An 18,343-nucleotide genomic window follows, 5' to 3' on the forward strand; every position below is an offset into this window, starting at 1 on the left:
ACGCAATGACCGAACGCCCCTTCGCTCCCGCCTGCGAGCGCAACAAGGAACCCATCCTCTCGGTGTTGCGCGAGCACTTCGCCGACCGTAAACAGGTGCTCGAAATCGGCAGCGGCACCGGCCAGCACGCGGTGCATTTCGCCGCCAATCTGCCGCATCTGGTCTGGCAAACCTCGGATCGCGCCGAGAACCTTCCGGGCGTGGTTTCCTGGCTGTCCCATGCGCGCCTGCCCAATACCCCGCCGCCACTGGAACTGGACGTCACCGGAGACTGGCCTTCGCAGCGTTTCGACGCCGTGTTCTCGGCCAACACCTTGCACATCATGAGCTGGCCCGAGGTCGAAACCTTCTTCGCCAATCTCGCAGGGGTGCTTGCAGCGGATGCCGTGCTCGCGATCTACGGTCCGTTCCGTTACGAAGGGCGCCACACCAGCGACAGCAACGCCGCCTTCGAAGCCTCGCTGCAGGCTGCCGTGCCACACCGCGCAATCCGTGATTTCGAGGCCGTCGATGCGTTGGCGCAAGACCTGGGCCTGAAGCTGGTCGAAGACCGCGCCATGCCCGCCAACAACCGCTGCCTGATGTGGCGGCGCATCAGTTCCACTGAGTGACGGTCGCGTCCGCGATGCGAGTGACCAGCAACTGGTCGATGCGGTAGTTGTCGATGTCGACCACCTCGAAGCGAAATCCGGCGAACTCGACCTTGTCGGTGCGCTTGGGGACCTTGCGCAGGCGGTACATCATGAAGCCGGCGATGGTCTCGTAGTTCTCGGCGTCCTCGAAGGTATCGATGCCCAGCGCGGCCATCACGTCCTCGACCGGCGTGACGCCATCGATCAGCCAGGAAGCGTCGTCGCGCCGCACGATGAGTTCCTCGACGACATTGCTGCCCAGCTCGCCCATCACCGTGTTCATGACGTCCTGCAGCGTGAGCAGGCCGACGATCAGCGCGTATTCGTTGACGATCAGCGCGAAATCCTCGCGCGCCGCGCGGAAACGCTCCAGCGCCTCGAACAGCGTCAGCGTGTCGGGCAGCACCAGCGCCTCGTGCATCTGCGGGTCGGCGATCAGGGAGAGCTTCTTGCCGGCGAGCACCCGCGCGAACAACTCCTTGGATTCGACGTAACCCACCACGGTGTCGATGCCGCCCTCGCACACCGGAAACTTGCCGTGCGGCGACTGCACGAGCTTTTCGCGGATGTGCTCCTCGCTCTCGTCGAGAGTGAAGAACACCACGCTGTCGCGTGCCGTCATGGCGGACGTGACCGTACGCTCGTCGAGCTCGAACACGTTGGCGATGAGCTGGTGCTCCTGGCGCAACAGCGCACCGGCCTGCGCGCCGGCATCGGCCATCGCGACGATCTCCTCCGAGGTGATGTCCTCGGGCCGCACGCTGGGCAGCCCCAGCACGCGGAAGATCCAGTTCGCAAAACCGTCGAAGAGCCACACTGCCGGCATGAACACCTTGACCATGGTGCGCATCGGCCCGACCACGATCACGGCGACACGCTCGGGCGCGTTCATCGCCAGGCGCTTGGGAATCAGGTCGGCGAGCAGCACGAAGGCCGAGGTGACCAGCACGAAGGCAAGCACCGAACTGGCGGCCGCGAGGTATTGGCCCGCATAGACCACACCGATGAGCTCTGCGAAAGCCGGCGCGAGTACCGATTCGCCGAGGATGCCGCCGAGAATCGCCACGGCGTTGAGCCCGATCTGCACGACGGTGAAGAAGTGCCCGGGGTTCTCCTGCAGGCGCAGCACGTCCTCGGCGGCGGTACTGCCCTGCTGGGCGAGCATCCGCAGACGGATCTTGCGCGAGGCGGCGAGTGCGATCTCGGATATGGACAGCCAGGCGCTCACGACGATGAGCAGCCCGATCAGCAACAACTGGCTGGCGATCTCCACGCGGCGTGACTCCAAGACACCGACATCCTGCGCCGGCAACCCGGCTATTCTAGCCGCGCGGGGCCATCAGCGTCTGCGGCACGACGTGCACGGTGCGCGCGCCGTCGGTTACCCACAGTTCGCCGTCCTGCAGGGTGCATTGCAATCGCATGCCGCGATCGGTCATTGCGGCCAGCGCCGGCGGCACGCCCGGATCGAGGTTCAGCACCGTGAGTTTGTCCTGTCGACCGAGCTTGTTCGCGATGCCGCTCCACCAGATGTCGGCCGCGCGTCCGTAGCTGAGCACCACGACCGCGTCGGCACGACCGCAGGCCTTGCGAATCCACTTCTCGTCAGGCTGGCCGACGTCGATCCAGCGCAACACGTCGCCGGTCAGGTCGCGCAGCCACAGGTCGGGCTCATCGTCGACGCACAGACCCTTGCCGAACTCCAGCCGCTCCTCGGCGAACAGCGCGAAGGCGACCAGTCGCACCATCATGCGCTCCTCGGTCTCCGAGGGATGGCGTGCGATGGTCAGCGCGTGCGTGGCGTAGTAACCGCGATCCATGTCGGAGATCGTCAGTTCGGCCTTGTGGATGCTTGCCTTGAGTGCCATCGTGTGCCCTAGTGAATGCTGCGGCCGGACTGCATCCAGGTACGCACGGCCTCGGCCGAATGCGCAAAGACGAGATCACGCGTGGATTCGGGCAGTTCGCGCGCCAGCGCCGCGAACAGCGCCTCGTTGGTCTCGCGCGCGAGTCCTTCGGTGGCCAGGCTGTCGGCCAGGCAGCGGATCTGCATGTTCGACAAAGCATCAGCCACCAGACGCCAGCCCAGCTGCGGCATCGCCTGCACCACGCCCACCAGGATGCCTCCCAGCGCCTGCGCGATGCGCTCGGCCTCCTCGCGTTCGTCGCAGGCGATCATGGCGTGCCACAGCGCCAGGTGCACGCTGCGACGCGTCTCGATCTTGAAGTCGATGACATTGCCCTCGCCCGCGTCGATCGCCGCGAACTGGCGCGCGAAACGGGCCTCGGCCTGCGCGTCGAGTGCGGTGCGCAGACCACCCACCAGCGCCGTCAGCGCCGGGATCGCCTGCAGACCGAAGGCGCGGCTGTAGGCCACGCCCCACTGATCCAGCCCGCTCAACAGCATCGCCATGCGCAGCGCTCGCGCTTCGTCGTCATCAGCGGCCCGCGCCCAGTTCGACAGGGCCTCGTCCAGTTGCGCCACGCCGACACGTGCGGCCTCGTCGTCGCCCTCGACGCTGAGGCGGAACACCTGCGCGAACGCGTCCTGCGCCATGCGCGCACCGCGCACCTGCACCTCGCGCGGTGCGAGTGCGGCAAGTTCGTCGGGCGGGATGGCGTGCTCGGCAGTCGTACCCATGCGCTTTCCTGCGAAAAGGCGCGATTGTGCCGGTCGCGGCCGGCCGGGGCAAACGCTCGATTGCGCAAGACCACGCAGAACGCGCGGTTTGAGTACGCTCCCCCGCCTGCCACAATGAAAGACCGCAGCCACCGAGTGCCATCTTGACCGACCAAGCCGCCCCCTTCTCCGAGCTCACGCCCGATCACATGCTCACCGCACTCGAGTCCGTCGGCCTCGCGCCGGACGGGCGCCTGCTCGCACTCAACAGCTTCGAGAACCGCGTCTACCAGATCGGCATCGAGGACGGACCGATGCGCGTGGTGAAGTTCTACCGTCCGCAGCGCTGGAGTAACGAGGCCATCCTGGAAGAGCACGCCTTCAGCACGGAACTGGCCGAACGCGAGCTGCCGGTGATCCCGCCCCTGCTCATCGGCGGACATACGCTGCACCACTTCGAAGATCTGCGCTTTGCGCTGTTCGAGCGCGTCGGCGGCCGCGCACCGGAACTGGGCGATCCCGACACGCGTGAATGGATGGGACGCTTCATGGGGCGCATCCACGCCGTCGGCGCGATCGCGCCGTTCCGGCATCGCCCGGCCATCGACATCGACACCTTCGGCGTCGAGCCGCGCGAGTGGCTGCTGGCCAGCGACTTCATCCCGCCCGATCTGCGCGAAGCCTGGGAATCGACCAGCGCCATGGCGCTCGACGGCGTGCGCCGCTGCTTCGAGCGTGCCGGCGACTACACGCGCGTGCGCCTGCACGGCGACTGCCACGTCGGCAACGTGCTGTGGAACGAATACGCCGAACCGCCGGGGCCGCAGTTCGTCGATTTCGACGATGCGCGCATGGGGCCGGCGGTGCAGGACTTGTGGATGCTGCTGTCGGGCTCGCGCGAGGAAATGAGCGTGCAACTGGCCGACGTACTGGCCGGCTACGAGGATTTCCACGACTTCGCACCGCGCGAACTGCACCTGGTCGAAGCACTGCGCACCCTGCGCCTGCTGCACTACTCGGGATGGATTGCGCGACGCTGGAGCGACCCGGCCTTTCCTTCGGCCTTTTCCTGGTTCGGCACGCAGCGCTACTGGCAGGACCGTGTGCTCGAATTGCGCGAGCAGATCGCGCTGATGGACGAGCCGCCGCTGTGGGGACTGCCATAATGCACACATCCGCGACAGCAAGAGCCACACGATGAGCCACGACTGCGATCACGATCATCCACCCCACGACGCGGCCGAGCCCGGCATCGCCCGCCACGGGCGTTTCGACCCGGAAGCCTTCGAGGCCGCCGTCGTCGCCCTGCTCGAAGCCTGCGGCGTATCCGCCGATGGCGCGCACACGGGGCGCACCGCAACGCGTGTGCGCGAGCTGTGGCAGAAGCGTCTGCTCGGAGGCTACGAACGCGACCCGGCCGAGGCGCTGGGCGATGGCTTCGAGGATGTGCGACGCGACATGGTGGTGATCCGCGGCATCTCCGTGCATGGCGTGTGTCCGCATCACCTCGTGCCGTTTCGCGGCGTCGCGCATGTCGCCTACCTGCCGGGCGGACGGCTGCACGGCTTCGGGCGCATCGCACGCATGGTCGACGCCCTGGGCCATCGCTTCACCTACCAGGAATGGCTCACGCGCGACATTGCCGATGCGCTGATGCATCACGGCCGGGCGCGCGGCGCGGCCTGCATCATCGAAGCCGAACAGTTGTGCCTGCTGCTCGGCGAGGACCGGCGCGGCGACGAGCGTGTGGTCACGCAGGCCTTCGCCGGGGAATTCGACACCTCGGCACAGGCGCGCAACGAGTTCCTGCACGCCCTGCGCAACGCGCGCTGAGCCGGGTCAGTTGATGATCACGCGCGTGGTTCGCCGGTGGCTGCTGACGTCGAGCATCACGACCTCGCGCCCGAGCAGCATCACCGATCCGCGATAGCGATCGTTGCCGTCGGCCGAATATTCAAAGTCGTAGACCCTGCGCAAGGCCATGCGCCCTTCGTCATCGCGCGTCGGCCGCAGGCTGCGGAAGGCCACCGTGTCGTCGAGCAATTGCACGCCTTCACGACGGCACGCGAGCTTGGCCGCGGCGCGACCCACCTCGCGCGCCTTGACCGTGTCGAACCAGAACCAGGCGAGCGCACACAGCGCAGCGAAAAAGACGATCTCGAAGAAGGGCATCGGAGGCATCCAGGGTGGAACACCACCCCGGACGAGGCGGCGGGGGTCAGTCGAGCAGCATACCGCGTATCGTGAAGTACAGCAGGCCCGCCATCAGGCCCGACGCCGGCACGGTGATCACCCACGCGGCGACGATGCGCAGGATCTGCGAGCGCTTGACCAGTTCCTGGCGATAGACCTTCTTGAGGCCCTTGCGCTCGGTCTTGGAGAAGTTCGCCGGATCGACGCGCTGCTTCTGCCGGCGCTTGAGCTCGCGCAGCATCTCACCCTTTTCCTGCACTGAGGCCGCGTCGAAGCGCCGCAGGAAAGTCTCGATCGCCTCCTGATCCCCTTCCGGGTGATGCTGCTTGATCTCGTCGACCATGCGCGCGTAGTTGCTCTTCAGATACTCGCGCAGGAAACCGACACCGAACACGCCGCCGACGGCGATGTGCGTGGTCGATACCGGAATGCCCAACTGGCTGGCGATGATCACCGTGATGGTCGCGGCCATCGCGATGCAATAGGCGCGCATCTGGTCCAGTTCGGTGATCTCGGAGCCCACCGTGCGGATCACCTTCGGCCCGAACAGCCACAGCCCCACCGACAGGCCGATGCCACCGACCACCATCACCCACAGCGGAATCGGCGCGGCCGTGGCGATCTCGCTCGCGCCGGTCGACACCACCTCGACGATGGCCGCGAGCGGGCCGACCGCGTTGGCCACGTCGTTCGAGCCGTGCGCGAACGACAGCAACGCCGCCGCACAGATCAGCGGCACCGTGAACAACTGGTTGACACCGTCCTTGGAGTTCTCGATCTCGCCCATGCGCGCGGTCAGGCGCGCACGCACCAGGAAGAACACCGCGACCGCGACTGCCAGGCCGACGCCGAAGGCCGGGATCAAGCCGACCTTGACCACCTTGGACAGGCCCTTGAGCATCAGGTAGGAACCGAAGGCGAAGGCCATCAGGCCGATCAGCCACGGCACCATGGTGCGCGCGGCCGACACCAGATCGGCCTTGTACGTGATGGAGCGTTTGACCAGGTACAGGAAGCCGGCGGCGATCAGACCGCCCATCATCGGCGAGATCACCCAGCTGGCGACGATCTGCGACACCGTGCCCCAGTTCGCGATGCCCAGGCCGCTGGAAGCGATGCCGGCGCCGAGCACCGCGCCGACGATCGAGTGCGTGGTCGACACCGGCGCACCCAGCACGGTGGCGATGTTGAGCCAGATCGCGGCGGCCAGCAGCGCCGCCATCATGACCCAGAGAAAGGTGTCGGCGTTGGCGATCTGGCTGGGGTCGATGATGCCGTTGCGGATGGTGCCGACCACGCCGCCGCCGGCGATGATCGCGCCGGACGCCTCGAAAATCGCGGCGATCAACAGCGCCCCGCCCAGGGTCAGCGCCCGCGAGCCGACGGCCGGGCCGACGTTGTTGGCGACATCGTTGGCGCCGATGTTCATCGCCATGTAGCCGCCGATCATCGCCGCGATGACGACGAACAGGCTGCCATGCGCCTCGCCGCGCACGATCACGTAGAACATCACGCCAACGATGAACAGCAGGGCGATGCCGATACGGAAGAGTTCGACGCGCCCCTTCTTGGTGGCTTTTTCCAGCTCGTTGATGTGACTCAGTTCCACGCGTTTCCTGCCGCTCGGGATGAGGCGCGTATTGTTGCAGAAATGCTTCCGTAACCAAAACGCAACGCACCGCGCGAAGCTTCGTTACAGACGGTCGTACTTCTTCGACGTGCCACGTGCCCGTTCCACCGGATAGCGCTCGGCGTTGATCGCGAGCTTGGCCCCGGCAACCTCCGCCAGATCGATTCCCAGCGTATCGGCCATGCGCACGAGATACAGCAGCACGTCGGCCATCTCGAGGGCGACTTCCCGGCGTGTCGCGGGATCGAGTGCGGCCGACTGTTCGGCGCTGAGCCACTGGAAGTGCTCGACCAGCTCGCCAACCTCGCCGGTCAGCGCCATCGCCAGATTCTTGGGGTTGTGGAACTGTGCCCAGTCGCGCTCCTCGGCGAAGGCACGCAGGGCGTCGCGCAGGCGGATCAGACTGTCGTCGCTCACGGGATGCGATGCTCCAGATCGAATCCGGCCGCAGTATCCTGCCCCAGCGCATCGACCAGCCACGGCATGGTCGACTCGAGCAGCTCTGGGAGCGTCCACGGCGGATTGATGATGAACAGGCCGCTGCCGAACATGCCGGCCAGACCCGCCGGTCCGGGTTCGCGCACGACCAGGCGCACGTCCAGCCAGCTCTCGGCGGGCAGATCGCGCAGGCGCTCGGGCAGCGCGCGTGCCTCGGGGCGCGCGAGCAGCGGATACCACAGGATGTAGGTGCCGGCGGAGAAGCGCTTGAGCACGTTCTCGAGCACCTGCACGACCTGCCGGTAGTCCTGCTTGACCTCGTAGGAGGGGTCGATCAGCACCACCGCACGCCGCGTCGGCGGCGGCAACAGACCACGCAGGCAGGCCAGGCCGTCCGCACGGCGCACGACGACCCGCTCGGCGTCGCGCGCGAAGGTCTGTGCAAGCAGTTCGCAATCGGCCGGATGCAATTCGAACAGGCGCATGCGGTCCTGCTCGCGCAGCGCGGTCATCGCCAGCGCCGGCGAGCCCGGGTAGAAGTTCAGGCTGCCGTGCGGGTTGAACTGGCGCACCGCGTCGAGATAGGGGCCGAAGGCCGCGGGGACGTCCTCGCGCGCCCACAGGCGGGCGATGCCTTCGCGATACTCGGCGGTCTGCTCCGCCCGCTCCCCGGCCAGCGAATAGCAGCCGGCCCCGGCGTGGGTATCCACATACCACCAGGGCTTGTCCTTGCGACTGTAGTAGCGCAGCACCTCGAGCAGAACGAAGTGCTTGAGGACGTCGGCATGATTGCCGGCATGAAAGGCGTGACGATAGCTGAGCATCGGCGGGGCGCGACGAGAATGGCGTCCAATCGTATCACCGCCGCGCCGCTCACAAGCGCCCGGCGCCTTGTTATCATTGCGCTGTGCACAAAATCAGCGGCTCCGGGTGGAGACGCAACAGCGAAACGGAGTACGCAATGCCCATCTACGCGCTCGGCGACAAGGCACCCGAATTCGGTGAAGGCTGCTGGATCGCGGATACCGCGACGGTGATCGGACAGGTCCGCGCGGGCCGCAACGTGAGCTTCTGGTACAACGTCGTGGTGCGCAGCGACAACGATGTGATCACCATCGGCGACGACACCAACATCCAGGACGGCACCATTCTGCACTGCGACTTCGGCGTGCCGCTGACCATCGGCCGGCGCGTCTCGCTCGGCCACAAGGTCATGCTGCACGGCTGTACGGTGGGCGACTCGACGCTGATCGGCATCAACGCCGTGATCCTCAACAACGCGGTGATCGGCAAGGGCTGCATCATCGGCGCCAATACGCTGATCCCGGAAGGCAAGCAGATTCCCGACCGCTCGCTGGTGGTCGGATCGCCCGGGCGCATCATCCGCGAAGTGAGCGACGAGGAACTCGAACGCATCGAGCACAATGCCGATCACTACATCGAGAACATCGCCCTGTACGCGAACAACCTGCGTCATATTGCACCGCAGGGTGGGTGATCGGCGCTTAACATCGCATTACATCGGCGTCACTTGGGCCGCATCGGCTCGCGTTACACTCCGGGCGCATACTGCCCCGGAGAGTTCCCCATGAAATCGCTCGCCGTATCTCGCATCGTCGCGCCCGCGCTGCTGGCCGCCCTGATGGCCTGGCCGCTGGCGTCGGCCGCGACCGATCCGACCACCATCGACCTGTCCGCCGAGGCCCACACCAGTGCGACCAACGACCTGGGGCGCGCCCAGCTCTTCGTCGAGCAGGTCGACACCGACACTGCGGCTCTGGCCGAACGCGTCAAGCGCATCATCGCCGACGCGCTGGAACTGGCGCGCTCCGCCCCCGAAGTCCAGACCTCGACCGCCGGCACGACCACCTATCCGGTGCATTCGCGCGACGGCGAACGCATCGAACGCTGGCGCATGCGTGCCTCGATCGAACTCGAGAGCCGCGACCTCACCGCCTTGTCCAAGCTGATCGGCCGTTTGCAGCAGACGCTCGCTGTGGCCAGCGTCACCATCGAGCCGGCGGCCGACACGCGCGCCAAGGCCGCCGACATCGCCGCGGTGGAAGCGATCCGCGCCTTCGAGGAGCGAGCCTCGGTACTCTCCAACACGCTGGGCATGCGATATCGCATCCGTCATCTGTCGGTCCAGTATCCGGGAACCGGGCCAGTCTATCCGCTGTTGCGCGCCGACCGGATGATGACCAGCGCCGAGGCGATGCCCGCCCCGATCGAGCCCGGCCGCAGCGAGATCCGCGTTTCGGTCGCCGGCACCATCGAACTGGTCGAATGACGACCCCGACCCGGCGAGGACGCCCCACCATGCCACTCGCGCTCAAGCGAATTCCCTCCCTGAGCGTGGTCGTCGCCGTCACCGCGCTGCTGGCGACCACCGCCTGGACTGCTGCATCGGCCCAGTCCAACCTGAACTTCGTGTGCGAAGACGGCGACCGCTTCGTCGTCGAGTTCCTCGAGGATCACGTGCGCCTGCGCGACGGCAGCGGCATCTTCGCGCTGGCCGCCGTAGTGCCGGGCAAGATCTATTCGGACGGGCGCATCGTGCTGCACGCGGGCAGAACGCGCGCCACGCTCGAGCGCATCGACAGCGGCGTCAGCCGCGAGTGCACGATCGAGTCGTGATCGCGCTGATCCAGCGCGTGGTGCGCGCATCGGTGGTGGTCGACGGCGACACCGTGGGCGCGATCGATGCGGGCATGCTGGCCCTGATCGGCGTACGCCGCGACGACACCACCGACAATGCCGAACGTCTGCTCGAGCGCCTGCTCGGCTATCGCATCTTCGCCGACGCGCACGGGCGCATGAATCTCGCCCTGCGCGACACCGGCGGCGGGCTGCTGCTGGTGCCGCAATTCACGCTCGCGGCCGACACGCGCAAGGGCACGCGCGCGAGCTTCTCCTCGGCCGCAGCGCCGGAGGCGGCGCGGCATCTGTTCGATCATCTGGTGCAGTGCGCGGGCGCAGCCCACACCCCGGTCGAGACCGGGCGCTTCGGCGCAGACATGTCGGTATCCCTGGTCAACGAAGGTCCGGTGAGCTTTATTCTCGAGGCCTGAGAAGGCTTGCCCAGGCGCTGTCAGCGGCCGTCGGGCACCTGCACGAAAATCTCCCCGGGGCGCGTCAGACCCAGATCGAAGCGCGCGCGCTCCTCGATGGCTTCGTTGCCGGACTTGAGATCCTCGACCTCGGCCGCAAGCGCCGCGTTGCGCTGTTCCAGCCCGCGATTGACGCTGCGTTGCTCGGCCAGGCGCGCGTCGACTTCCCAGGCGCGCAACCAGCCACCCTTGCCCAGCCACAGGGGGTACTGGAGGAACAGCAAGAGCGCAGCGAGCAGGAGCAGCGGCCAGCGCATCGTCGGGTCCTCCGCCTGTGCAAAGGCCGGCATCACGCGATGCCGGCCAGGTCCAACCGGCCACCGCGACACGCGGTGGCCCCGTCAATCAGCGTCTGCGCAGATTGTAGAAAGCGCTACGCCCCGGGTAGCTCACCGTATCGCCCAGGTCTTCCTCGATGCGCAGCAACTGGTTGTACTTGGCGATGCGGTCCGATCGGCTCAGCGAGCCGGTCTTGATCTGCATCGCCGACAGGCCCACGGCGATGTCGGCGATGGTCGAATCCTCGGTCTCGCCCGAGCGATGCGAGATCACTGCGGTATAGCCGGCGCGCTTGGCCATCTCGACCGCGGCGAAGGTCTCGGTGAGCGTGCCGATCTGGTTGATCTTGATGAGAATGGAGTTGGCGATGCCCTGCTCGATGCCCTTTGACAGGATCGCCGTGTTGGTCACGAACAGGTCGTCGCCGACCAGTTGCACGTGGCCGCCCAGACGATCGGTGAGAATCTTCCAGCCCGCCCAGTCGTCTTCGGCCATGCCGTCCTCGATCGAGACGATGGGAAAGCGATCGCACAAGTCGGCCAGGTAGTCGGTGAAGCCCTCCGCATCCAGCGTCTTGCCCTCGCCCGCCAGCACGTACTGGCCGTCCTTGTAGAACTCCGAGGCGGCGCAGTCGAGCGCCAGCAGCACGTCCTCGCCGGGCGTGTAGCCGGCGGCCGAGATGGCCTCCTGGATCAGTTCGAGCGCTTCCTCGGTGCCCGAGACGTTGGGTGCGAAACCGCCCTCGTCACCAACCGTCGTGGGATAACCGCGCTGGTCGGTGATCTTCTTCAGGTGGTGGAAGATCTCGGCGCCGCATCGCAGGGCCTCGCGAAAGCTCGTCATGCTCACCGGCATGATCATGCATTCCTGGATGTCGAGGCTGTTGTTGGCGTGCTCGCCGCCGTTGATGACGTTCATCATCGGCACCGGCATGACCATCGGGCCGGAACCGCCGAAATAGCGGTACAGCGGCAGGCCGGCTTCCTCGGCTGCGGCCTTGGCCACGGCCATCGACACCGCGAGCATCGCGTTGGCGCCCAGGCGCGACTTGTTCTCGGTGCCGTCGAGCTCGATCAGCGTGCGATCGATGAAGGTCTGCTCCTCGGCGTCCAGACCGATCAGCGCCTCGGCGATCTCGGTATTGACGTTCTCGACGGCGCGCGTCACGCCCTTGCCCAGATAGCGTTCGGCGTCGCCGTCGCGCAGTTCGATGGCCTCGCGCGAGCCGGTGGATGCGCCCGAGGGCACGGCCGCGCGCCCCATTACGCCGGATTCGAGCAGCACGTCGGCTTCGACCGTGGGGTTGCCGCGCGAATCGAGAATCTCGCGGGCGATGACGTCGATGATTGCACTCATACAGGTTTCCTCAGACAGTTTCGATTCGTTCGTCGGGCGGGCGTCATGGCGCTATTCAAGCAGCCGGGCGTGACGCCCGCGTGTCGTCTTCAGGCGAGCGAGCTTTCGATGAAGCCGTGGCGCTTGATCAGCGCGTCGAGTTCGACGAGCTGCGTGAGCAGCGCCTTCATGCGGCCCAGCGGCCAGGCATTGGGACCGTCGGAGAGCGCCTTTTCCGGGTCCGGGTGCGATTCCATGAACACGCCTGCCACGCCGGCCGCGACCGCCGCGCGCGCGAGCACCGGCACGAACTCGCGCTGTCCGCCCGAGGACGTGCCCTGCCCGCCAGGCAACTGCACCGAGTGGGTCGCGTCGAATACCACCGGGCAGCCGGTCTCGCGCATGATCGCAAGGCCGCGCATGTCGGTGACGAGGTTGTTGTAACCGAAGGATACGCCGCGCTCGCACACCATGATGTTGTCTGCGCCACCGCTGGCCTCGCGCGCCTTGTCGACGACGTTCTTCATGTCGCCCGGCGCGAGGAACTGGCCCTTCTTGATGTTCACGGGCCGCCCGGAAGAGGCCACGGCGCGGATGAAGTCGGTCTGCCGGCACAGGAACGCCGGCGTCTGCAGCACGTCCACGGCAGCCGCGGTCTCGGGCACTTCCTCGACGGTGTGCACATCGGTGAGCACCGGCACGCCGAGCGTGTCGCGCACCTCGGCGAGGATCTCCAGCCCCTTGGTCATTCCCAGCCCGCGGAACGAAGTGCCCGAGCTGCGGTTGGCCTTGTCGTAGGACGACTTGAAGATGAAGGGAATGCCCAACTCGTCGGTGATTTCCTTGAGAGCCGCGGCCGTGTCCAGCGCCATCTGGCGCGACTCGATCACGCACGGCCCGCAGATCAGGAACAGCGGCCGGTCGATGCCGACCTCGAATCCGCACAGCTTCATCACTTGCCTGCCTTGCCCTGTTTTGCGGCGATTGCGGCCTTCAGATAGGCCGTGAACAACGGATGCCCGGTACGCGGGTTGGACGTGAACTCGGGATGGAACTGGCAGCCCACGAACCACGGGTGATCCGGCAGCTCGACCATCTCACACAATTCGGTTCCGCCGGCGCGCCCGGCCACGCGCAGCCCCTTGGCTTCGAGTTGCGGCAACAGGTGGTTGTTGACCTCGTAGCGGTGACGGTGGCGCTCGATGATCTCCGATGTGCCGTAGATCTCGCGCGCCAGCGTATCGGCCTCGAGATGGCACAGCTGACCACCAAGGCGCATGGTACCGCCCAGATCGGAATCCTCGCTGCGCTTCTCGCGCTTTCCGCTGCGATCTTCCCACTCGGTGATCAGGCCGATCACGGGGTAAGGGGTATCCGTCTCGAACTCGGTCGAGTGCGCGCCGGCCAGCCCCGCCACGTTGCGCGCGAACTCGACCACCGCCAGCTGCATGCCCAGACAGATGCCCAGATACGGCACCTTGTTCTCGCGCGCGTAACGGATGGCTGCGATCTTGCCTTCGGTACCGCGCTTGCCGAAGCCGCCGGGAACCAGGATGGCATGCATGCCCGAGAGCATCGCGCAGCCATCGCGCTCGATGTCTTCGGAATCGATGTAGCGGATGTTGACCTTGGCCTCGGTGTGCATGCCGGCGTGGTTGAGCGCTTCGATCAGCGACTTGTACGACTCGGTGAGATCGACGTACTTGCCGACGAAGGCAATGTCCACCGCATGCTTGGGATGCTCGAGCGCATGCACCAGACGTTCCCACACCGCCAGGTCGGCCGCGCGCGCCAGGATGTCGAGCTTGTGGCACACGATCTGGTCGAGCATCTGGTCGTGGAGCATGCCCGGAATCTTGTAGATGGAATCGGCGTCGAGACACTCGATCACCGCTTCGGGCATGACGTTGCAGAACAGCGCGATCTTGCGCCGCTCGTCGGCCGGCACCGGGCGATCCGCGCGGCACAGCAGGATGTCGGGCTGGATGCCGATCTCGCGCAGCTCCTTGACCGAGTGCTGTGTCGGCTTGGTCTTGAGCTCACCGGCCGTCGGGATGTAGGGCAGCAGCGTCAGATGAATGAAGCAGGTGCGGTTGCGCCCCTCCTCGATGCCCATCTGGCGGATCGCCTCGAGGAACGGCAGCGATTCGATGTCGCCCACCGTGCCGCCGATCTCGACGATGGCGACATCGGCACCCTCGGCGCCGCGCTGGATGAACAGCTTGATCTCGTCGGTGATGTGCGGGATGACCTGCACGGTCTTGCCCAGGTACTCGCCGCGCCGTTCCTTCTTGATCACCGACTCGTAGATCTGCCCGGTCGTGAAGTTGTTGCGACGGCTCATCTTGGCGCTGGTGAAGCGCTCGTAGTGGCCCAGATCGAGGTCGGTCTCGGCACCGTCCTCGGTGACGAAGACCTCGCCGTGCTGGAACGGGCTCATCGTGCCCGGATCGACGTTGATGTACGGATCGAGCTTGAGGTGCGTGACGCGGATGCCGCGCGACTCGAGAATTGCGCCCAGGGAGGCTGCGGCGATGCCCTTGCCCAGCGAGGACACGACACCACCGGTAACGAAGACGTATTTGGTCATGGGAATGCGGCTGCGGGAAAGCAGAATGATAACCGAAGAGGGGGCAGGCGAGAACCTGTGCCGCCTCCGGCGCACGCCGCGCTTTGCCGGCGCAGGCAAGGCTGGTAGCCTCCTCGCCAGACGACAGGAGCATCTCCGACGTGCACGTTCCGCTGCTCGCCCGCCTCGCCCCGTGGCTGCTGTTTCCGCTGTTCGTGCTGGCGGCGCTGGCGCTGTATTACCTCACTCCTCCGTTCCCGCAGCCGACCGACTTCCATGCCTATGCCGATGCGCGCGCGGTTTTCGGCATTCCGAACTTCGCCGACGTGATCAGCAATCTCGCCATCCTGGTGCCGGCGGTGGCCGGACTGGGGCTGGTGATGGCCACGCCGGGCGGATTCGGCAACGTCATCGAACGCGGTTTCGCACTGCTGTTCTTCATGGCGCTGGTCGCCACCGGCCTGGGCTCGACCTGGTATCACCTGGCACCCGATGACGCCCGCCTGATCGGCGACCGCCTGCCCATCGCACTGGCCTTCACGACGCTCATCGCCTGGTTGCTGGCCGAACGCACCTGGCTGCGGCCGGGCGCCGCGGCGATGCTGCTGCCGTGGATTGCGCTCGGCCCGGCGAGCGTGCTGTGGTGGTACTTCGAGGGCGGCGACCTGCGCTTCTATCTGCTGCTCTACGTCTTCGCCTTCGTCGTGCCGCCGCAGCTGATGACCCTGCCCTCGCCCTACAGCCGGCGGCGCGCCTGGTGGCTGGCTTATGTGTGCTTCGTCTTCGGCATGATCTGCGACCGGCTCGATCATCAGATCTTCGGCTGGCTGGCCGGCACGGTCAGCGGCCACACGCTCAAGCATGTCCTCATGGGTCTGGCGATCGCACAGATCGTGAGCATGATCGAACGGCGCCGGCTGCGGTTTCGCTGACACGCCGCCCGGAAGGTCGCTCGAGCCATTTCTTGCGCTCGCTGCGACCTACCGCAGAAACTCCCGGTTGACCTCGCCGAACAGCGGATCGTCGCCGTTTTCCAGCCACTCGAAGGCCACCATTTCGCGCGTAACGATGTCGATGCCGTGCCCGCGCATGCGTTCGATCGCCACATCGCGATCCATCGGTCGGCGCGAACCGACGGCATCGGCGACCAGGAACACCCTTTTGCCCGCATGTGTCAGGTCCAGTGCCGTCTGCTGCACGCACACGTGGGTCTCGGTGCCGCACACCACGATGTCCTCGCACTCATGCACCGCCGAGCCCACGAGACAGCCGTCGGCCACCGCCGAGAACATGCGCTTGGCGCACACCTGAACACCTGCGGCGGCCTGCAGGATGGCCTCGACGCTGGCGCCGATCTTGTCCGGGCAGTGCTCGGTCACGACCACCGGCACGCCCAGCCGCTCGGCCAGGCGCATCAGCCATACGCAATGCGCGACCACGTTGCGACCGTCTTCGATCGCCGGCGCGAGACGCTGCTGCACGTCGATCACCAGCAGCGCCGAGTGCGCGCGACGCATGCGAAAACCGGCTGCGTTCATGTTCATGTCCTCAGTTCGGGCCGGTCGCGAAAGTGCGCCAGCGCCTCGGGATTGGCCAGCGCCTCGAAATTGTCGACCGGCTCGCCATGGACCACTCGCCGCACGGCCAGCTCGACCAGTTTTCCACTGCGGGTGCGCGGAATCTCCGCCACCTGAACGATGCGCGCCGGCACGTGGCGCGGCGTGGTGTTGGCACGCACGGCCTCGCGGATGCGCGCGATCAGCGCGTCATCGAGTACCACCCCGTCGCGCAGGCGCACGAACAGCACCACGCGCACGTCGACCGGCCTGTCGGGCGGCCAGTCCTGGCCGATCGCCACCGATTCGAGAACCTCGTCGAGCTGCTCGACCTGGCGGTAGATCTCGGCCGTACCGATGCGCACCCCACCGGGGTTGAGCGTCGCGTCCGAGCGGCCGTGGATGACGAAGCCCACGTGCGCGGTGCGCTCGCAGAAATCGCCATGACACCACAGACCCGGAAAGCGCTCGAAATAGGCCTTATGGTAGCGGCTGCCGTCGGCATCGTTCCAGAAGCCGGTCGGCATCGACGGGAAGGACGCGCGACACACGAGCTCGCCCTTGCCTTGCGCGAGTGGCTTGCCGGCCTCGTCGACGACATCGACCGCCATGCCCAGCCCGGCGCACTGGATCTCGCCGCGCCACACCGGCAGGTCCGGATTGCCGAGCACGAAGCACGACACGATGTCGGTGCCGCCAGAGATCGACGCCAGGCACAGATCGGCCTTGATTTCGCGATAGACGTAATCGAAGCCCTCGGGCACCAGCGGGCTTCCGGTCGACAGCAGCATGCGCAGCGCGTCGAGCCGATGCGTGCGGCGCGGTGAAAGACCGGCCTTGGCGATGGCGTCGATGAACTTCGCCGATGTACCCAGATGCGTCATGCCTTCGGCGTCGGCGTAGTCGAACAGCGCAGCGCCATCGTCGAGCGTCGGCGCACCATCGTAGAGCAGCAGCGTAACGCCACTGGCCAGCGCACTGACCAGCCAGTTCCACATCATCCAGCCGCAGGTCGTGAAGTAGAACAGGCGATCGCCGGCGCGCAGATCGCAGTGCAGGCGATGCTCCTTGAGGTGTTGCAACAAGGTGCCGCCGGCCCCATGCACGATGCACTTGGGCACGCCGGTGGTGCCCGAGGAATACAGAATGTAGAGGGGATGGTCGAAGGGAAGCTGCTCGAAGGCGATCTCGCGCACGTCCCGGTGAGGCGCGACGAACGTATCCCAGGACTGCGCGCCGCGCACCCCGTCGAGCGCCTCGGCCGGGCCGGCATAGGGCACGACGACGACACGCTCGACCGACGGCAGCGCGCGCACGACCTCGGCCAGGCGCGCCAGCGTTGCGATGTGCTTGCGGTTGTAGAAATAGCCGTCGGCGGCGACCAGCAGCTTCGGCTGCGTCTGGCCGAAACGGTCGAGCACACCGCGCACACCAAAGTCAGGCGAGGCGGAGGTAAACACCGCACCGACGCTCGCGCTGGCGAGCATCAACACGACGGTTTCGGGCATGTTCGGCATCCATGCGGCGACACGATCGCCGCGCCCGACACCATGCGCGCGCAACGCCGCCGCGCACTGCGCCACCGCAGCGTGCAACTGGCCGAAGCTCATGCGCCGCTCCACGCGATCCTCGCCGCGGAAGACGATCGCATCGACGCTGTCGCGTCGCCGCAACAGGTTTTCGGCGAAGTTAAGGCGCGCTTCCGGAAACCATTTCGCGCCCGGCATCGCGTCGCGTGACTCGAGCACGGATTCACCGCGCTGGCCGATCACCTCGCAGAAATCCCACACCGCGCCCCAGAACTCGGCGCGATGCTCGACCGACCAGCGGTGCAGGCCCGCGTAGTCCGCGACGCAGGCGCCGTGGCGCAGCGCCACCTGCCGGGCGAAACACGTCATCGCGCTGCGCGCGACGTGCTCCGGCTTCGGCGCCCACATCGGCCGATCATGTTGCGCCATGCCCTTCCCTCACTCGCTCGCCC

At 66.6% G+C, this 18,343-nt stretch carries 21 protein-coding genes; 8 read left to right on the forward strand and 13 right to left on the reverse strand.

Annotated elements, in window-relative coordinates; all coding sequences use genetic code 11:
• Window positions 1-5 precede the first annotated feature (5 nt).
• The gene (locus tag C0099_RS09080) at window positions 6-611 is read left to right on the forward strand and encodes a DUF938 domain-containing protein (protein ID WP_102247143.1); all 606 of its coding nucleotides are present in this window, start codon (window positions 6-8) and stop codon (window positions 609-611) included.
• Here the strand turns inward: C0099_RS09080 and C0099_RS09085 are convergent.
• From C0099_RS09085 to C0099_RS09095, 3 genes are read right to left on the reverse strand one after another with little or no spacing between them, the layout of a single operon-like run.
• Window positions 595-1,920, reverse strand: coding sequence for a hemolysin family protein (locus C0099_RS09085; protein WP_228151561.1), 1,326 nt, complete (start codon window positions 1,918-1,920; stop codon window positions 595-597). The genes C0099_RS09080 and C0099_RS09085 overlap by 17 nt on opposite strands.
• 34 nt (window positions 1,921-1,954) lie before the next feature.
• Window positions 1,955-2,500 carry a YaeQ family protein gene (locus C0099_RS09090; protein WP_102247144.1) on the reverse strand — a complete coding sequence of 182 codons (546 nt, stop codon included), beginning with the start codon at window positions 2,498-2,500 and terminating at the stop codon, window positions 1,955-1,957.
• A gap of 8 nt (window positions 2,501-2,508) precedes the next feature.
• Window positions 2,509-3,273 (reverse strand): hypothetical protein, encoded by a 765-nt coding sequence (locus C0099_RS09095; RefSeq protein ID WP_102247145.1) that lies wholly within the window; start codon window positions 3,271-3,273, stop codon window positions 2,509-2,511.
• A gap of 143 nt (window positions 3,274-3,416) precedes the next feature.
• On the opposite strand from C0099_RS09095, the gene C0099_RS09100 reads away from it, so the two are divergent.
• Window positions 3,417-4,418, forward strand: a complete 1,002-nt coding sequence (locus C0099_RS09100; protein WP_102247146.1) for a serine/threonine protein kinase — start codon at window positions 3,417-3,419, stop codon at window positions 4,416-4,418.
• A 31-nt stretch (window positions 4,419-4,449) separates the two neighbouring features.
• Window positions 4,450-5,085, forward strand: a complete 636-nt coding sequence (folE, locus tag C0099_RS09105) for a GTP cyclohydrolase I FolE (RefSeq protein ID WP_102247147.1) — start codon at window positions 4,450-4,452, stop codon at window positions 5,083-5,085.
• 6 nt (window positions 5,086-5,091) lie between these two features.
• On the opposite strand, the gene C0099_RS09110 is transcribed toward folE, so the two are convergent.
• From C0099_RS09110 to C0099_RS09125, 4 genes are all read right to left on the reverse strand, one after another.
• Entirely contained in the window at window positions 5,092-5,424 is a 333-nt protein-coding gene (locus C0099_RS09110) for a DUF3301 domain-containing protein (protein WP_102247148.1), read from the reverse strand.
• 46 nt (window positions 5,425-5,470) lie between these two features.
• Window positions 5,471-7,054 (reverse strand): inorganic phosphate transporter, encoded by a 1,584-nt coding sequence (locus tag C0099_RS09115; protein ID WP_102247149.1) that lies wholly within the window; start codon window positions 7,052-7,054, stop codon window positions 5,471-5,473.
• 84 nt (window positions 7,055-7,138) lie between these two features.
• Window positions 7,139-7,492 (reverse strand): nucleotide pyrophosphohydrolase, encoded by a 354-nt coding sequence (locus C0099_RS09120; RefSeq protein WP_173768952.1) that lies wholly within the window; start codon window positions 7,490-7,492, stop codon window positions 7,139-7,141.
• Window positions 7,489-8,337: a 23S rRNA (adenine(2030)-N(6))-methyltransferase RlmJ gene (locus C0099_RS09125; RefSeq protein ID WP_102247150.1), complete on the reverse strand. Its 849-nt coding sequence runs from the start codon at window positions 8,335-8,337 to the stop codon at window positions 7,489-7,491. The genes C0099_RS09120 and C0099_RS09125 overlap by 4 nt, the downstream gene beginning before the upstream one ends.
• 137 nt (window positions 8,338-8,474) lie before the next feature.
• On the opposite strand from C0099_RS09125, the gene C0099_RS09130 reads away from it, so the two are divergent.
• From C0099_RS09130 to dtd, 4 genes are all read left to right on the forward strand, one after another.
• On the forward strand, window positions 8,475-9,011 hold the full coding sequence (locus tag C0099_RS09130) for a gamma carbonic anhydrase family protein (RefSeq protein WP_102247151.1): 537 nt from the start codon (window positions 8,475-8,477) through the stop codon (window positions 9,009-9,011).
• Window positions 9,012-9,101: 90 nt separating this feature from the next.
• A complete protein-coding gene (locus C0099_RS09135) occupies window positions 9,102-9,803 on the forward strand; it encodes an SIMPL domain-containing protein (RefSeq protein ID WP_102247152.1) in 702 nt (233 codons plus the stop codon).
• Window positions 9,804-9,832: 29 nt separating this feature from the next.
• Window positions 9,833-10,150 carry a hypothetical protein gene (locus C0099_RS09140; RefSeq protein WP_102247153.1) on the forward strand — a complete coding sequence of 106 codons (318 nt, stop codon included), beginning with the start codon at window positions 9,833-9,835 and terminating at the stop codon, window positions 10,148-10,150.
• The gene (gene dtd / locus C0099_RS09145; protein ID WP_332870245.1) at window positions 10,132-10,584 is read left to right on the forward strand and encodes a D-aminoacyl-tRNA deacylase; all 453 of its coding nucleotides are present in this window, start codon (window positions 10,132-10,134) and stop codon (window positions 10,582-10,584) included. The genes C0099_RS09140 and dtd overlap by 19 nt, the downstream gene beginning before the upstream one ends.
• Window positions 10,585-10,604: 20 nt before the next feature.
• Here dtd and ftsB read toward each other — a convergent pair whose 3' ends face one another.
• From ftsB to C0099_RS09165, 4 genes are all read right to left on the reverse strand, one after another.
• A complete protein-coding gene (ftsB, locus tag C0099_RS09150) occupies window positions 10,605-10,880 on the reverse strand; it encodes a cell division protein FtsB (protein WP_102248450.1) in 276 nt (91 codons plus the stop codon).
• Window positions 10,881-10,968: 88 nt separating this feature from the next.
• Window positions 10,969-12,258 carry a phosphopyruvate hydratase gene (gene eno, locus C0099_RS09155; RefSeq protein WP_102247155.1) on the reverse strand — a complete coding sequence of 430 codons (1,290 nt, stop codon included), beginning with the start codon at window positions 12,256-12,258 and terminating at the stop codon, window positions 10,969-10,971.
• 89 nt (window positions 12,259-12,347) lie between these two features.
• On the reverse strand, window positions 12,348-13,190 hold the full coding sequence (kdsA, locus tag C0099_RS09160) for a 3-deoxy-8-phosphooctulonate synthase (RefSeq protein WP_102247156.1): 843 nt from the start codon (window positions 13,188-13,190) through the stop codon (window positions 12,348-12,350).
• Window positions 13,190-14,827, reverse strand: a complete 1,638-nt coding sequence (locus C0099_RS09165) for a CTP synthase (RefSeq protein WP_102247157.1) — start codon at window positions 14,825-14,827, stop codon at window positions 13,190-13,192. The genes kdsA and C0099_RS09165 overlap by 1 nt, the downstream gene beginning before the upstream one ends.
• Window positions 14,828-14,967: 140 nt before the next feature.
• Here C0099_RS09165 and C0099_RS09170 point away from each other — a divergent pair, with 140 nt between their 5' ends.
• Complete coding sequence (locus C0099_RS09170; protein WP_102247158.1) at window positions 14,968-15,738, forward strand: hypothetical protein; 771 nt, start codon at window positions 14,968-14,970, stop codon at window positions 15,736-15,738.
• Window positions 15,739-15,786: 48 nt separating this feature from the next.
• Here C0099_RS09170 and C0099_RS09175 read toward each other — a convergent pair whose 3' ends face one another.
• Both C0099_RS09175 and C0099_RS09180 read right to left on the reverse strand, forming a co-directional pair.
• Window positions 15,787-16,344 (reverse strand): isochorismatase family protein, encoded by a 558-nt coding sequence (locus tag C0099_RS09175; RefSeq protein ID WP_228151562.1) that lies wholly within the window; start codon window positions 16,342-16,344, stop codon window positions 15,787-15,789.
• A 2-nt stretch (window positions 16,345-16,346) separates the two neighbouring features.
• The gene (locus C0099_RS09180; RefSeq protein WP_102247159.1) at window positions 16,347-18,320 is read right to left on the reverse strand and encodes an acetoacetate--CoA ligase; all 1,974 of its coding nucleotides are present in this window, start codon (window positions 18,318-18,320) and stop codon (window positions 16,347-16,349) included.
• Between the last annotated feature and the right edge of the window lie 23 nt (window positions 18,321-18,343).

This window comes from Pseudazoarcus pumilus (assembly GCF_002872475.1).
Taxonomy (GTDB): domain Bacteria; phylum Pseudomonadota; class Gammaproteobacteria; order Burkholderiales; family Rhodocyclaceae; genus Pseudazoarcus; species Pseudazoarcus pumilus.